This is a genomic window from Bacillus sp. NEAU-CP5 (genome assembly GCF_026420705.1).
Taxonomy (GTDB): Bacteria; Bacillota; Bacilli; order Bacillales; family Bacillaceae; genus Bacillus; species Bacillus velezensis.
Genome location: NZ_JAPMOV010000006.1, coordinates 15,689 through 30,471, shown reverse-complemented (window position 1 = coordinate 30,471; position 14,783 = coordinate 15,689). Strand labels below are relative to the sequence as shown.

Below are 14,783 nucleotides of genomic sequence, written 5' to 3'. Positions count from 1 at the left end.
AAAGAGCGAGGGCTGCATCCCCTCGCTCTTTTTATTTATATCAGCTGTAAATAACGGTCAATATTTGATTGTCCGGCTGCTTTGATCAATTCTTCCGCCTTTTCCTCTTCCCCCGGCAAAGCGAGCCGGAGTTTGTCTTCAATGTCTTTTTCAGAAAGGCCGTTTCCCGGCGCTCCCTTCGGACAGTCGATACGTGTTTCATAGACATGACCGCCGGAATCCGTAACCCGTACAATTGTAAAACGGCCCTTCGGAACGGCGTTGTCAGCCGGCTGAATTTGATCATCGCAGCTGCGGTGAATCCGCTCAAATCCTTTTTGAAAGGATTCAGGAATCGGCTCGGATGTAAAATGTTCAACTGAAAAATCCTTACCGTGCAAAGCTAAGGTGATCACATATTCCACGCTGAATCTTCCCGCTTCGCCTGTTTTCGGACGCCGTTCTGTCAATGCGGCGTCCCCGCCCGGCGGAAAAATCACGTCGATTCGTTCCGTTTGGCAGAAAGTGAGACCATGTTCGGCCTTCAGCTTGAGAATGGCGTCCGCCGCATGATGAGCCGCCGAGCAAAACGGATAAACCTTAAACCAAAGTCCCGGGCTCACAATCCGCCAAGGGTTTCCCCACCCGTTTACAAGCAGGGTTTCTGCCCGTTCAAGATCGCCGTACAGTCCGAAAAAACCTTTCTCCCCGTCGAGCGCATGAACTGAGCCGCCGAAACCGGTCTTTGCAAGCTTTACGGCGAACAATCCGGCTTGAGCGGCCAGTCCTGCGTGGAGCGGCTTCATTTCTGTCCCGAATTGCACTCTCATGCCTCCGGAACGGGCGGCCGCAAACCCGATTGCTTTCTGCAATTGGATTTGATTCAGATTCTCCGCGAATCCGACGGCGCATGCGGCCGCAATGGCACCTAACGTTCCTGTATTGTGCCAGCCTTTCTCGTAATGATGCCTTCCAGCTGACTCGCCGAGCCGCGCCATCACTTCGATTCCCGTCACATAAGCACCGAGAAAGCGGCTCTTGTCTATCCGGCCGGCTGATGCGGCTGCAATCAAAGCCGGAAGGATGACTGCGCTCGGATGTCCTCTTACATCAGAATGAACATCGTCAAAATCAAGCGCATGTGCGATGAATCCGTTAATGAGCGCGGATTGGGACGGCGTGGTTTTTTGATTTCTGCCGATAAGCGGCGCTATCGGCGCCCCGCCTTCTTCTTCGGCCAGTTTTACCAGCTTTTCAACTCCTTTATCCCGTCTCCCCGCAAAAGCTGCCGCTGTAAAATCAAGCAGTCCTTTGCGCGCTTCTTTCATCGCTTCAGCGGATGTTTCCGGCACAGACGACATGACGGCCTGAGCAAGCCCGGCCGTCAGATTTTCCGTATTCATTCCGTCTGCTCCAATACATTGACGGCAAGCCGGGCGAAAAACTCAGCCGCTGCCGGGAGCGCTTTTTCGTCGAGTGTGAAGGCGGGATGGTGCCATTCTTCCGTTCCGTTTGTTCCCATCCAGACGAAGAAGCCGGGGATTTTTTCTTGATATAACGCGAAGTCTTCGCCGCCCGGCGACTGTTCTGCCCGAACGGTTTGAAGCCCGAGATCTTCAGCCGTTTGTTCCGCCGCCTGTATGAAACGGGCGTCGTTCATCACTGACGGCAGGTAAGGAAACCAACGGAAATCGGCTTCTGCCCCGAATCCGGCCGCGATTCCTTCGGCAACCCGCTTCATATGTTTCGGCACAGCGTCACGCGCTTCCTTTTGAAACGTCCGGACGGTGCCTTCCATTTCAACATGGTCCGGGATGACATTCCAAGAGCTGCCGCCTTGAACTCTTGTGATGCTGACGACGGCATTGTGAAGCGAGCTGATATTTCTGCTGACAACCGATTGCAGGCCGCCGATAATCTGCCCTGCCGCCTGAATCGGATCAATGCTGTTATCAGGGATTCCGGCGTGGCCGCCTTTTCCTTTAACGGTGATTTCAAAGCGGTCGACACTCGCCATCAGCGGGCCTTCTTTCAGACCGACCGTGCCGACGGGGAGGTCAGGTTTGTTATGCATGCCGAATATCACCGATACACCGTCAAGCGCGCCGGCTTCAATGACCTGTCTTGCTCCGGCGGCGATTTCTTCCGCGGGCTGAAAAATAAACCGCACCGTTCCTTTCAGCTCATGCTTTCTCTCATTTAATAAAAAAGCCGTGCCGAGGATAGATGCCGTATGGAAATCATGGCCGCAGGCGTGCATCACGCCGCTGTTGCGCGAAGCAAACGGAAGGTTTGTTTTCTCTTCGATCGGCAATGCGTCGATGTCCGCTCTGACGGCGATGACGGGGCCGCTTTTGTCTCCTTTGATTTCAGCGATCACTCCGGTTTGAAGTTTCGGCATATCAAGAACCGTGATTCCTTCTTCCTCCAGCCAGCGGCGGATTTTATTCGTCGTTTCGAATTCCTCGCCTGACAGCTCAGGGTATTCATGAAGGTCGCGGCGGATATTGATTAAACGTTTGTTTAATGATTCATACGTTTCATTTGCCATTTCTTCTTCTTCCCTTCTTAGACAAGTTCGGCGGGCTCTCCCACTTGCTTAATGAATTTTTTCGTCCGTTCGTTCTGCGGATTGTCAAACAGCTCTTCCGGCGTTCCCTGTTCGATGATGCGTCCGTCTGCCATAAAAATAACTTTGTCGGCCACTTCACGAGCAAAAGCCATCTCATGCGTGACGATGATCATGGTTGTCTGTTTTTCGGCAATTGATTTGATGACTTGGAGCACCCCGGCTACAAGCTCAGGGTCAAGGGCCGAAGTCGGTTCATCCAGTAAAATCGCGTGAGGATCAACGGCCAAGGCGCGCGCAATCCCGATCCGCTGCTGCTGCCCGCCCGACATCGTAATCGGGTAGCTGTCCGCTTTGTGTTCTAAACCGACTTGCCGCAGCAGATCCATACCGATCTGTTCCGCTTCTTTTTTCGGTTTCTTTTGCGCGGTGATCAGCGCCTCTGTCACATTTTGCAGGGCGGTTTTGTTTTTGAACAGGTTGTAATTCTGAAACACCATTGCCGTCTGCTGGCGAAGCTTATGAACGTCTTTGCGCGAATAGGACACTGCATTCAGTTTTGCATCACCGATTTCAATGATGCCGTCATCCGGGCGCTCCAGCAGATTCAAACAACGGAGGAGCGTTGATTTTCCCGAGCCTGACGGGCCGATGATGGCCGTGACTTCGCCGCTTTTGATCTCAAGGTCGATCCCGTCAAGTACGGTAAGGTCTTTAAATGCTTTTCGAATATGTCTGACTTGTATCATCCTGAGCCTCCTCCTATGTGCGATAAGGCTTGCTGATCGCCCGTTCGAGCAGATCCTGCAGCACACTGTAAATAATCGTAAGAATCCAGTACATGACCGCGACGGCTAAATACGTCTCAAAATATTTGAGGTTGCCTGATGCGTACATTTTTCCTTGGGCGAACATTTCCATCACTCCTAATGTAAAGGCGAGCGATGTTTCCTTTAACAGGCCGATAAACGTATTTCCCGTCGCGGGAAGCGCGTTTCTGACGGCTTGCGGGAAAATGATCCGTCTGTACGCCTGGGATTTTGTCATTCCGACAGACAGACAGGCTTCAAGCTGCCCCTCATCGACTGAGTTGAGCGCCGCGCGGAAGATTTCAGCCAAGTAGGCGGCATTCTTCAGGCTTAACCCGATAATCGCCGCAGTTAACGCCGTCATCTTGCTCATTCCGGGAAAGAGCTGGGGCAGGCCGTAATAAATTAAGAAAAGCTGCACGAGCGTCGGCACGCCCCGGAAAAATGAAATATACACCTTTGACAGCTGGTGAAGCACAGGAACACGATTTTTTGTGATAAGCGCTAATATAAGGCCGCCGATCACGGCAAATACCATGGCCGCGACGGCCATTAGTAATGTGATCGGCAAGGCTTCGATTAACGCGGGAAAAGCTGAAAACATAAATCCCCAATCAATGCTGTTCATTCTCGATTTTCACCGCCGTTTCTCAATGCTTTGCTTCTGTTGTGATGTCTTCTTTAAAGTACTTTTCAGACAGCTTTTTCAGCGTGCCGTCTTTTCGCAGGTCTTCAATGGCTTTGTTTACTTTTTTGCGGATTTTATCGTGAGCCGCATCTTTCGCAAACGGGAAAGCGACTTTTTCATAGACAATCGGGTCTCCTGCTAATTTCAGAGGCAGACCTGTCTTTTTGATCTGGGCGATCAGGACGCTGCGGCTGTTCACATAAGCGTCAACCCGTCCGTAAGCCACGTCTTTCAGCGTGCCTTCTTGTGTTTCATACGTTTTAATGTTGATTTTTTTATCCGGGTCCTTGCTCTCAAGGTTTTTCGCGTGGTTTGAGCCCAGAACGGCCGCCACTGTTTTTCCTTTTAGATCGTTGACTGATTTGATGTCTTTGTTATCGTTTTTGACGACGATTTGAGTGCCCGCATACGAATACGGTTCTGTGAAGTTATACGTTTTCTTGCGTTCGTCCGTGACAGCGACCTGGTTTGAGATGGTGTCGAGTTTGCCGGTCTGGAGCTCTCCCATCAGACCGCTGAATTCAAGCAGCTTCCAGTCCAGTTTCATGTTGATCTTTTTCGCGACGGCTTCCATGACATCCACGTCAAAGCCGGTCAGCTTGCCGTTTTCTTTATATGCGAACGGATAGCTTTGTCCCGTGGCGCCTACATGCAGTACGTTATCGCCGCCTTCGCTTTCTTTTCCGTTTCCGCATGCTGTTAAGACCGCCAAAAGCGCGGCAGACAGCAGCAAAGCCCATGTTTTCTTCTTCATTGAAATCCCGCCTTTTCCTATTAAAATGTTAATCCTGCAATTGTTTTTTTAAATAGATGGTGATGTGCCCTTTTCCTAAATCCTTTTCGCCTGCACGGACGTAGCCTTTCCGCTCGTACATGCCGATCAGCCATGGATGCTTGTCCGCTGTGCCCAGTGACACGAAAGGCGCTTTTAATGTATCGCGGAGCACTGTATTCTCCAGCCACTCCAGCATGTCCGAGCCCGTCCCTTTTTTTCCGGTTTCAGGATCGACGGCGAACCACCAAATATGAGGGACACCGTACGGCCCGGGATTCGGCCCCCACGGCATCCGCAGAGAAATCGTCGCCAGAATCCGTCCGTCTTCCTCCAAAACGTAACAGGCGTTTTTTTGTATGTTATTCAAAACGAGCTCCTTATCCGCCGTTGCTGCGGCAAAGTTGATGCCGAGCTTGCGGATCGGTTCATACGCCCGCAGTGTCAGTGAAAGCAGCTCATCAGCGTCTGCCTCCGTTGCGAGCCGGTATTGTCTTGACATGATGAGCCCTCCTTTAGTCGGCATATCGGTTTGCCGGTTTTTCCAGTCCGAAATGTTCTCTGAGCGTCGTTCCTTCATACTCTTTTCTGAACACGCCCCGTTCTTGTAAAATCGGAATCACTTTGTCTACAAAAAGAGTGAGACCTTCAGGCAAAAGCGGCGGCATGATGTTGAAACCGTCACAAGCTTGTTTTCCGACCCATTCTTCCATTTTATCGGCAAGCTGTTCTGGCGTTCCGACAAAGATATGATGGCCTCTTGATCCCGCTACATATTTGTACAGCTCGCGGATGGTCATGTTATCGCGTTTGGCCATCTCCTGAACGAGCTTGAACCGGCTTTTAACGGCATTCGACGCATCCGCATCCAATTCAGGCAGCGGGCCGTCAAGCGGGCAGGCGGAAAGGTCGACGCCGCCCAGATAGTTTTGCAGAATGTTCAGGCCGACAGACGGAATGATGAGGTCTTGGAGCTCTTCATATTTTGCCTGCGCTTCTTCTTCGGTATCGGCAATAACGGGAAAAATTCCCGGCATGATCGCGATTTTTTCAGGATCACGGCCGAAAGAAGCCGCTTGTTCTTTAATAGATTGATAGAATTCCTGCGCGGACTCCAAATGATTTTGCGCGGTGAAAATGACTTCCGCCGTTTTGGCTGCCAGCGCTTTTCCGTCTCCTGATGATCCGGCCTGAATAATGACCGGGCGCCCTTGTGGTGTGCGGGCGACATTTAACGGCCCTCTCACGGAGAAATATGTTCCTTTATGGTTCAATTCATGCATTTTGTCTTTATCGAAAAAAGCTCCTGATTCTTTGTCACGAATAAAGGCGTCTTCCTCCCACGAATCCCATAATCCTTTGACGACTTCAACGAATTCTTCCGCGCGCTGATATCTGAGATGGTGCTCAAGATGCTTTTCGCCGCTGAAATTAAGCGCGGTCGATTCAATCGAAGATGTGACGACATTCCAGCCCGCACGGCCGTTGGAAAGATGATCAAGCGATGCAAATTGTCTCGCGATATGGAACGGTTCGCTGTATGTGGTAGATGCGGTCGCCGTCAGACCGATGCGGGATGTGACCTGAGCGAGCGCCGACAGCAGCGTAAACGGCTCAAAGCGCGTCAGCACATTCGGATGTGATTTGCCGTCTATTGATAAACTGTCCGCCAAAAACAGCATGTCCAATTTTCCCCGCTCAGCCGTTTTCGCCAGTTCTTTGAAATAATCCAAATTCATGCTCGCGTCCGCCGGTGCCTGAGGATGTCTCCAAGAAGCGACATGATGGCCGGTGCCCGCGAGAAACACACCGAGTTTGATTTCTTTTTTCTTTGTCATGATGGATCTCCTTCTATTCTGAAATACGGTTCGAAAAATATTAACACTACTAATCCTATATTTCCTAGTAATTTTATAAGAATAAATCAAAATGTACAATTGTCAGGCAAGTTTGTCAATGCATTAAGACAAAAATCATGATATTTAAAAAACCCGGCCCACCGGCCGGGTTATTTCTTCGAAACTGTATAGACGGTCCCTTTGACCTTTTTCTTAATAACGGCAATGATAAGCAGCAAAACGGGGAACAGCACTTGAAACGGAAGATGAATATAGATCGGCACAATGTTTAAGCCTTCATTCATGTGTTCCGAAAAATTGCTTGCGATGCTGATGGAGAGAATCAGCACCCCCAATCCGACCGGGAAGGCCAGCTGGGACGGATTTTTTTCTTTAAACAGCGTGGACACGCCCACGACAACCGCATATGTAAAAAGGCTGACTTTGAAAAAACCGCCGATGACGAGCACGAGCATGAAAAAGACATCCAGCCGGTCTAAAAACTCTTCCACTTTAATTGTCTGTATGGTGCTCAGCAGCGGAAATTGAGAGCGGAGCATTAAGTTGACGTCCAGCACACAAATATTAATCGCCACTGACATCGCCAAAAACAGCCCGCTGATGATAATCGCCATAAATCCGGTTTTCTTCACCTTTTTCCGATCTTTTAAATAAGGGAAAATCATGACAAACACGATTAATTCACCGAACGGGATGAACATCGTCTGTTTAAACACGGAATAAATGACCGTTCCTGCACCCTCCGCTAAAACGGGCTGGAGAAATCTGAGGTTTATCGTGCCTGAGCTGATAATGAGGATCAGCCCGACGGCTGTCAGGAAATACATAATGCCAAACAGCAGCTCGCCGGCTCTCGCTATCACTTCAATTCCCTTTCTGACCGCAAATATCGCGGCGATCATCAGCATGGCATTCACAATTAAAATCGGCGTGTCCTGATAGGCGAAGGTGACCAGCATTTCGCCAAAATCCCGCAATACGCGGGCGGCGATATAAGCAAAATAGAGAATATAAAGAAGGGAGACCGCCCAGCTCAGATGTCTGCCGATCAGTTCGTTCATGTAATCTCTCGGAGAAGACTCAGGAAAAAATTGATACAGCGCCTGATAAACGTAGAAAAGTCCGAGACCGATAACGCACCCGAGAAGCACGGACAGCCATGCATCCCGCCCGGCCATCGTGCCCGGCGGGATCAATAACGAACTGCCCAACTCAAACAAAATGATCATAATAAACAGCTGACGCGTGCCGATTTTCGCATTTTCCATACGCTTCGCTCCTTTCTCCTCAAATCAATCATGCTCAAGCTTGTCTGAGAGAGGATTATTCCGCAAGCCCGTTCTTCTGATAATGACTTCCGTTTTGACATCTACGGGGAGATTGGGGAAATATTCTTCATCCCACTTCCCTTTGAACTTTTTCCATTTGTCTGGATGCTTCCGATAGATCAGGTCTCCGAAGCCGACGAAGTCATTCTTATGGGCTTTTATATCTTCAATCGATTTGGTGATATCTTTCTCAAGCTGTACGCTGAGCGCCTTTTGCATCGTCATCAGCACTTGCGGATCAGACAGATGGAAAGGGTATCTGACAGCGTCCACCAGCCCCTCGACCTGAGCATGCACGTGAATATGCGGTTTTCCGTTCGGAAAAGTGGCCGTCACCTTTGTATTCTGACGGGTGACCTGCAGACTGATTGCATGCTTCACGTTCTTCCAATCCGCATTGATGAACGTATGCTTGATCCTATTGAGCAGCCATACAGCCCCCACACTGTCGTCATCCTCAATCCAGTAATCCAGCCTCCCATCCTTTTTGAACACCGCCAGTCCGTCCGCTGACAGCACTGCTTTCGGTTCAGTTGTCTGCGTATTTTCCATCGTAGGACCGGCTTTACCGTCTCCGTGCATTTCATAACCAGGAATAAACGGCGACCCGGTCGGAGAAGCGAGATCAATCAGAACGTCCTGAAGGCTGGTTTTAATGACTCTGCCGTATTGTTCCTGCGTGAAGCTGAGCGTCTTGTTCACTTTATTGGAAGGGATTTTATCAATCGGCGTCAGCACTTTAATAATGTCTTCCGCCTTGGAATTATGCGCGATCACAACGGTTGCGGTCGTCCTGAATTCGGTGTCGCGGTCAAGATTGTCCAGAATAAAACTGAGCCCTTCCTCTTTCGCCAGTTTTTCACTGAACACCACGAGATTCGTATGCGCAAAATAGAGCCTTCTGGATACTTTCATTGAGCCTTTTCTCAAAGCTTCCGTCAAATTGTCTCCGGACACCGAATAGACGGAAACCGGAGGCCGGTCTCCCGCTCCGCCGCCCTGCAGACCGCCGGCCACGTTTCCCGGATTGATAATTTGAAAGTGAAGGACGTACTTTCCCGTTTCGGTCCGGTCAATACCGATGGCGGAGATCACCGCTAAATCGGTCAGCTCCCTTTTATCCCAGCATCCGGATACAAACATAAGGGAAACCATCGTACAAAGGATAAGCATCCATTTACGTCTTTTCATTACCGTCGCCCTCTTCTACATCTTTATTAACCATTCCTCTGGATGTCTCCGGTTTCGGTCTTTGATGTTCCCCTTGGCGCCTGTTGTTTTCCTGCACGAGCAGTCCCGGCCTTTTTTCATCCGCCCATAACGGAGCGCGGAGGAGGGAATCCTTCAGTCCGCCCGGGGTTAAAGGAGCGAGCGGGGACATATACGGAAATCCGAATGAACGCAGGCCGCACAGATGGACAAACATCATGATAATGCCCAGAATCAGCCCGTAAAATCCCATGACCGCCGCCGACAGAATAAAGAGAAACCGGATCAGGCGCGCAGATATCGCCATGTCAAAAGCCGGGGTCGCAAAGCTGGCAATCGCCGTCAGCGCGACGACGATAACCATGGCCGGGGAAACGATGCCGGCCTGTACGGCGGCCTGGCCGATGACAAGCGCTCCGACTATGGAAACGGCGGAGCCGACAACTCTCGGAAGCCGGACACCCGCCTCCCTGAGAATCTCAAAGGCCACTTCCATCGTCAGCGCTTCAATCACGGCCGGGAACGGCACCGTCTCCCGCTGGGCCGCGATGACAATCAGCAGCTGCGTCGGAATCATTTCCTGGTGAAAGGTCGTCGCCGCCACATAAATCCCCGGCGCCACCAGTGAAATGAAGAAGATCAAAACCCGCAGCACCCTGATGCTGGTGGCGATATCAAATCGTGAATAATAATCCTCAACCGATTGAAAAAATTGAATAAATAAGGCCGGCGCGAGGAGAACGAACGGCGTTCCGTCCACGATAATCGCAAATCGTCCTTCCAGCAGATTCCCCGCCACAACGTCCGGCCGCTCCGTATGATATACGGTGGGAAACACGGAAAACGGCGCGTCTTCAATGAGCTGTTCAATGTAGCCGGATTCCAAAATGCTGTCGATGTCAATGTGCTTCAGCCGCTTGCGGACTTCCTTAATCAGCTTTTTATCGCAAATTCCGTTAATATACATCAGCGCGACATCCGTATTCGTTTCGTGTCCGATCTCCATTTTTTCAACCCATACATCAGGCGTTTTTACATACCTGCGGATCATGGAAATATTGGTTTGCAGAGATTCAGTGAATCCCTGCCGCGGGCCGCGGAAAGAGACCTGAGTGCTCGGCTCTTGAATGGACCGGTGCTCTCCCCCTTCCGTGCTGGCGATCAGCGCCTTGTCAGCCCCGTCGACAAAAATGAGCGTGCTGCCCGCCACCAGCCCGGCATAAAGACTTTTCCACTTCTCTTCCTCTTTCACCCCGCCGATCGCAAGCGTTTTATCGTATATCAGGCAGACCGCTTGTTCCGGCTGAACGGACGGGATGTCGATTAAATCCTCCAGAAGGGATTGGCTGACAAGCTGTTCGTCTACCAAACCGGCGATATACACAATTGCGGCCGGAAGCTCTTCTTTTCCGATTTTCAGCCGGCGGATGACGACATCGGCACTGTTGCCGAACCTCTCAGACAGTTTCTTCATATTTTGCTTTAAGCTGAGGGAGATCGGCTCATCCCGCTCTTTGTCCGGCTGGCTGTCCGCTTCTTTACTGTCTTCATTGTCACGGTCGTTTCGATCGGCTTTTTTTTGTTTCTTCTGCTTAAAAAATGGCGGCATATCGCAAAAAACCTTTCCTTGTTTTTTTCATATTCTTCCTGTACGGCAAAAGATTATGCACGGCGGAAAGTCTGTATAAGTTTTGCGTAATCGAAAAGGATAAAAAGGGAGAGTGTTGCTCATGAAAATATTGGGAGTTTCATTTTTTTTGCTGGCTGCCTTGCTGGTGATTTCACTCGCGATGGATATGCTGCAAGGTTTCAGTTTCTATGGAGCGGTCCAAAACAACCTGTCCGCTTTTAAATTGACCACCTTCTCAGAATGGCTGATGCTGTTTTTATTCGTCCTCTTTTTAATCAGAGAAATGATCGCTTTATATAAATCAGGTAAAAAAGATGCCTGACAGGCGCACGGCTGTATTGTGTCAAAAAAGAACACATCCCTCCTTCTCTCGGAGTTCATGTGTTCTTTTTATTTTTCGATGCAGATTGTTTTCAGATGACGATATTTCCGCTTTCCGTATCTGTCGTGTGTTTCACAATGACGCCTCTGATTATGCGGTTGCCGATGATTTTGGTGCTTGCGGAGGAATTGGTTTGGATGGCGGAAGCAAAAGCGGCGGAAAGGTTGTTGATGGTATTGCCCGACACGAGGGAATTGGAGGCTCCGTTCAGATAGATGCCGATCGGGCTGCCCGCCGTTCGGTTGATCGTGAGCGTATTGTCTACGACTTCATGCGTGCCGGAGTTCAGATACACGGTAACGATAAGCGGTGATGATTCAAAGCGGTTGCTGATGACAGAGGTTCCCGAGGATGTTGAACTGAATACGGGATAGTTTTTATAGTTCTTAAAGAGATTGCCTTTGATGACAGCCCTGGCGTCATTTGTCACAGATACGGCATAGGACTCCGCGGCGCCCTGATACGCATTCGGAATGAGCGTATTTCCTTCAATAACGGCATTTCCGCCTGTGACCCATATGCCCCGGCTGAACGATGTCAGCACATTTTGTTTTACGGTGATATTGCCGGCCGACATGCTGATTCCGTCTGTCACCTGATTCAGAGTGTTATTCGTAAAAACGGCGTTTTCCGACAGCGTCGCCCGCATCCCCGTGCTTCGTCTCGTTTCGGAACGTCCGTTTTCAATGACATTGCCGTCAACGGTCACATCTTCTGCCTGATAGACGGAGATGCCCGTATTTTCAAATTGATTGATTTTGTTATGGGTGACGAGGACGCTTTTTCCCCTTACATCTATTCCGGTGGAAAACCCGGTAATCAGATTGTTGGAAATGACGGCATTGCTGCTGTCCTGTCCTTGTGACACACCTTGTCCGGCGACTGCGGTTCTTGAGCCGCCGTCTGACCGAAAGAAGACATTCCCCGAAATGACGGTATGTGCCCCATACCCGTAGCTGATTGTGTTATCGGAATGATTTCCTTCAATTAACACATTATATCCGTTAAAATTGGTGACTGAGCTTGCGGCGTTTCCGGAAAAGAAGTTGTTGCGGACCGTAATATGAAGAGCTTCCTCATAATCAATATCGCCTTCTCCGTACGATTCAATATCGATTCCGAATTTCGGAGCCGTTCCGTTCCCTTGCCCGGCGTCTTCAATCACGCATTCTTCCACCGTAACGGTATTGCAGCCGGTGATTGAAATGTTGTTCCGCCTTGACTGCCTGATCTCACAGCGGCGGATGGTCACCTGTTCTGAAGTTTCGTAATCACTGTTTGTTTTTAACCCGAGCGGGCTGACAATTATGCCGTCTCCCGTAAAATCCGAAATCTTCACATTTTCGATCAGCACATTGCTGCTGCCTTCAATACAGATTCCAAACCCCCATTCATGGGTCGACCGCAAAGGGACATTGGTATACGTGTGTTCATCCCGTTCTCCGATGATCCGGCCGCCGGTGATGGTGACATTTTCACGCCTGCCTATATAGAAAGCCGAGTAGCCCCAGGAGCTGTTCGGCGCCACTTTAATCGTGCATTCCGGATCTAAAACGATGGTGAGATGGCTCGGCACGTTAATCCCGGCGTTCCGAAACGGCTGGCTTCTGTCCCCGCCAAGCGTGCCGTTGATTTTATACGTTCCGGGCGGAAAAAACACCGTATGACAGCCTTCGCTTACGGCCCTGGCCAAGCATTGATTGATGGCGACCGTCACGTCGGTTTTTCCGTCTGCCGCCACACCGCAATCCGTAATATCCAATATACGATTCGGCAAGTAATAATCTCCTCCTTCCTCTCTTATTGTCATCTTATTCCGCTCTATCCCGCTCCGCCTGTACATACTTTAAATTTTATTAAAAAAGTTTATAAAGATAGTTTCGTCAGATAATATAACAAAATAAGTCATTGGAATTAGGAAGATTCGTCTATATTCAACGTTTTAATATCTTTTCATTCTGGAATTTTTTGAATTCAGTATAAATTATATTGACACAAGTATTATATAAGAATATGATTTTTGTAATACACTTTTTTAAGAAAGGGTTGGCTCAGGTGGCATCTATTGATAAGGACTCTATAACAGAAACTGTGCCGCAACGAGGCTTTTTCGGTCATCCCCGCGGCTTGTTTACACTGTTTTTCACCGAATTTTGGGAGCGTTTCTCCTACTATGGTATGAGAGCCATATTGCTTTACTATTTATACACGGAAGTCGCTCATGGCGGTCTCGGCTTTGATAAAACGACCGCAGTTGCCATCATGTCCATATACGGGTCTCTCGTATACATGTCGAGCGTCATCGGCGGATGGCTGGCCGACCGGGTATTCGGCACGGCAAACACCGTATTTTACGGCGGAATTTTAATTATGTTCGGGCACATCGCTCTTGCCTTCCCTGGCAGCACGGCGGCGTTTTTTACGAGCATGGCTCTGATCATTATCGGAACCGGCCTGCTTAAACCAAACGTATCCAGCGTTGTCGGAGATTTATATACGAAGGAAGACGAGCGCCGCGACTCAGGTTTCAGCATCTTTTACATGGGGATCAACCTCGGCGGATTGCTTGCGCCGCTAATTGTCGGAACACTCGGACAGAAGTACAACTACCACTTAGGCTTCGGATGCGCCGCGGCCGGTATGTTCCTCGGACTGATTGTTTTCGCTCTTACGAGAAAGAAATACCTCGGCAAAGCAGGCTCCAATGTACCGAATCCGATTTCTAAATCATCAGTGATCGGCACGGGAATCGGAGTGGTCATCGCAGCAGCCGTTATCGTCGTTCTGATTCAAACCGGCTGGCTGACGATCCAGCGTGTGATTGACACCGTCAGTATCCTCGGCATTGTCATTCCGGTTATTTACTTTATCGTGATGTTCACGAGCAAAAAAGCGACGAAAACGGAAAAATCACGGCTTGCGGCTTATGTTCCGCTGTTTATTGCAGCCGCAATGTTCTGGGCGATTCAGGAGCAGGGCGCGACGATTCTTGCTTTATATGCGGATCAGCGCACGAGACTTTCCTTTGCGGGCATGCATCTTGAGTCTTCATGGTTCCAGTCTCTGAACCCGTTATTCATCGTTATTTTCGCGCCGGTGTTCGCGTGGATCTGGATGAAGCTCGGCAAACGCCAGCCTTCAACACCGATTAAATTCGCGATCGGCATTATCCTTGCCGGATTATCATTTTTAGTCATGGTGCTTCCGGTTATGGGCGGAAGCGGCGAGCTTGTGAGCCCGCTTTGGCTTGTGCTCAGCTTCCTTTTGGTTGTGCTTGGTGAGCTTTGCCTTTCACCGGTCGGTTTATCCGTCACAACGAAACTTGCGCCTGCCGCTTTCTCAGCGCAGACGATGAGCATGTGGTTTTTAACAAACGCCTGCGGTCAAGCCCTGAACGCAAAAGTAGTCGGTTTGTTTGATAAGATTTCTGAAGCGGCCTACTTCGGCTCAATCGGTCTTATTTCGATCATTCTTGGTATTATTTTGATTCTTCTATCTCCCGTTATTAAACGGGCGATGAAAGGCGTACAATAAAAGAAAAGCCTGCGGAATCGTCCG

General features: G+C 49.8%; 13 protein-coding genes. 2 read left to right on the top strand and 11 right to left on the bottom strand.

Translation table 11 applies throughout. The features are described from left to right. Positions 1-35: 35 nt before the first annotated feature. From OTK50_RS17030 to gerKA, 10 genes are all read right to left on the bottom strand, one after another. Positions 36-1,382 carry an MmgE/PrpD family protein gene (locus OTK50_RS17030; protein WP_224224028.1) on the bottom strand — a complete coding sequence of 449 codons (1,347 nt, stop codon included), beginning with the start codon at positions 1,380-1,382 and terminating at the stop codon, positions 36-38. Further along, positions 1,379-2,530, bottom strand: a complete 1,152-nt coding sequence (locus OTK50_RS17025; RefSeq protein ID WP_045206759.1) for a M20 peptidase aminoacylase family protein — start codon at positions 2,528-2,530, stop codon at positions 1,379-1,381. The genes OTK50_RS17030 and OTK50_RS17025 overlap by 4 nt, the downstream gene beginning before the upstream one ends. A 17-nt stretch (positions 2,531-2,547) precedes the next feature. Beyond that, positions 2,548-3,297 carry an amino acid ABC transporter ATP-binding protein gene (locus tag OTK50_RS17020; RefSeq protein WP_007609376.1) on the bottom strand — a complete coding sequence of 250 codons (750 nt, stop codon included), beginning with the start codon at positions 3,295-3,297 and terminating at the stop codon, positions 2,548-2,550. Positions 3,298-3,310: 13 nt separating this feature from the next. After that, positions 3,311-3,985, bottom strand: a complete 675-nt coding sequence (locus tag OTK50_RS17015) for an amino acid ABC transporter permease (protein ID WP_007410261.1) — start codon at positions 3,983-3,985, stop codon at positions 3,311-3,313. Between the two features lie 22 nt (positions 3,986-4,007). Beyond that, positions 4,008-4,799, bottom strand: coding sequence for an amino acid ABC transporter substrate-binding protein (locus OTK50_RS17010; RefSeq protein WP_007609375.1), 792 nt, complete (start codon positions 4,797-4,799; stop codon positions 4,008-4,010). Positions 4,800-4,827: 28 nt separating this feature from the next. Then, positions 4,828-5,319, bottom strand: coding sequence for a GNAT family N-acetyltransferase (locus OTK50_RS17005; RefSeq protein WP_003156352.1), 492 nt, complete (start codon positions 5,317-5,319; stop codon positions 4,828-4,830). A gap of 13 nt (positions 5,320-5,332) precedes the next feature. Further along, entirely contained in the window at positions 5,333-6,658 is a 1,326-nt protein-coding gene (locus tag OTK50_RS17000; protein ID WP_029326230.1) for an LLM class flavin-dependent oxidoreductase, read from the bottom strand. 167 nt (positions 6,659-6,825) lie between these two features. Further along, positions 6,826-7,944, bottom strand: a complete 1,119-nt coding sequence (locus OTK50_RS16995) for a GerAB/ArcD/ProY family transporter (RefSeq protein ID WP_044802607.1) — start codon at positions 7,942-7,944, stop codon at positions 6,826-6,828. A 24-nt stretch (positions 7,945-7,968) separates the two neighbouring features. After that, complete coding sequence (locus tag OTK50_RS16990; RefSeq protein ID WP_045206756.1) at positions 7,969-9,195, bottom strand: Ger(x)C family spore germination protein; 1,227 nt, start codon at positions 9,193-9,195, stop codon at positions 7,969-7,971. Then, positions 9,182-10,822 carry a spore germination protein GerKA gene (gene gerKA / locus OTK50_RS16985; RefSeq protein WP_045206755.1) on the bottom strand — a complete coding sequence of 547 codons (1,641 nt, stop codon included), beginning with the start codon at positions 10,820-10,822 and terminating at the stop codon, positions 9,182-9,184. Before gerKA ends, OTK50_RS16990 begins: the two co-directional genes overlap by 14 nt. A 121-nt stretch (positions 10,823-10,943) precedes the next feature. On the opposite strand from gerKA, the gene OTK50_RS16980 reads away from it, so the two are divergent. Then, a complete protein-coding gene (locus tag OTK50_RS16980) occupies positions 10,944-11,165 on the top strand; it encodes a hypothetical protein (RefSeq protein WP_007609365.1) in 222 nt (73 codons plus the stop codon). A 91-nt stretch (positions 11,166-11,256) separates the two neighbouring features. Here OTK50_RS16980 and OTK50_RS16975 read toward each other — a convergent pair whose 3' ends face one another. After that, entirely contained in the window at positions 11,257-13,002 is a 1,746-nt protein-coding gene (locus OTK50_RS16975; protein ID WP_079891803.1) for a right-handed parallel beta-helix repeat-containing protein, read from the bottom strand. 278 nt (positions 13,003-13,280) lie between these two features. Between OTK50_RS16975 and OTK50_RS16970 the strand changes: the two genes are divergently transcribed. Then, a complete protein-coding gene (locus OTK50_RS16970) occupies positions 13,281-14,759 on the top strand; it encodes a peptide MFS transporter (protein ID WP_032872853.1) in 1,479 nt (492 codons plus the stop codon). Positions 14,760-14,783: the final 24 nt, after the last annotated feature.

Coding starts and splice junctions, on each gene's coding strand:
- OTK50_RS17025 (WP_045206759.1), bottom strand. CDS start 2,530: ATGGCAAATGAAACGTATGAATCATTAAACAAACGTTTAATCAATATC.
- OTK50_RS16990 (WP_045206756.1), bottom strand. CDS start 9,195: ATGAAAAGACGTAAATGGATGCTTATCCTTTGTACGATGGTTTCCCTT.
- OTK50_RS16995 (WP_044802607.1), bottom strand. CDS start 7,944: ATGGAAAATGCGAAAATCGGCACGCGTCAGCTGTTTATTATGATCATT.
- OTK50_RS17010 (WP_007609375.1), bottom strand. CDS start 4,799: ATGAAGAAGAAAACATGGGCTTTGCTGCTGTCTGCCGCGCTTTTGGCG.
- gerKA (WP_045206755.1), bottom strand. CDS start 10,822: ATGCCGCCATTTTTTAAGCAGAAGAAACAAAAAAAAGCCGATCGAAAC.
- OTK50_RS17005 (WP_003156352.1), bottom strand. CDS start 5,319: ATGTCAAGACAATACCGGCTCGCAACGGAGGCAGACGCTGATGAGCTG.
- OTK50_RS17030 (WP_224224028.1), bottom strand. CDS start 1,382: ATGAATACGGAAAATCTGACGGCCGGGCTTGCTCAGGCCGTCATGTCG.
- OTK50_RS17020 (WP_007609376.1), bottom strand. CDS start 3,297: ATGATACAAGTCAGACATATTCGAAAAGCATTTAAAGACCTTACCGTA.
- OTK50_RS16980 (WP_007609365.1), top strand. CDS start 10,944: ATGAAAATATTGGGAGTTTCATTTTTTTTGCTGGCTGCCTTGCTGGTG.
- OTK50_RS17015 (WP_007410261.1), bottom strand. CDS start 3,985: ATGAACAGCATTGATTGGGGATTTATGTTTTCAGCTTTTCCCGCGTTA.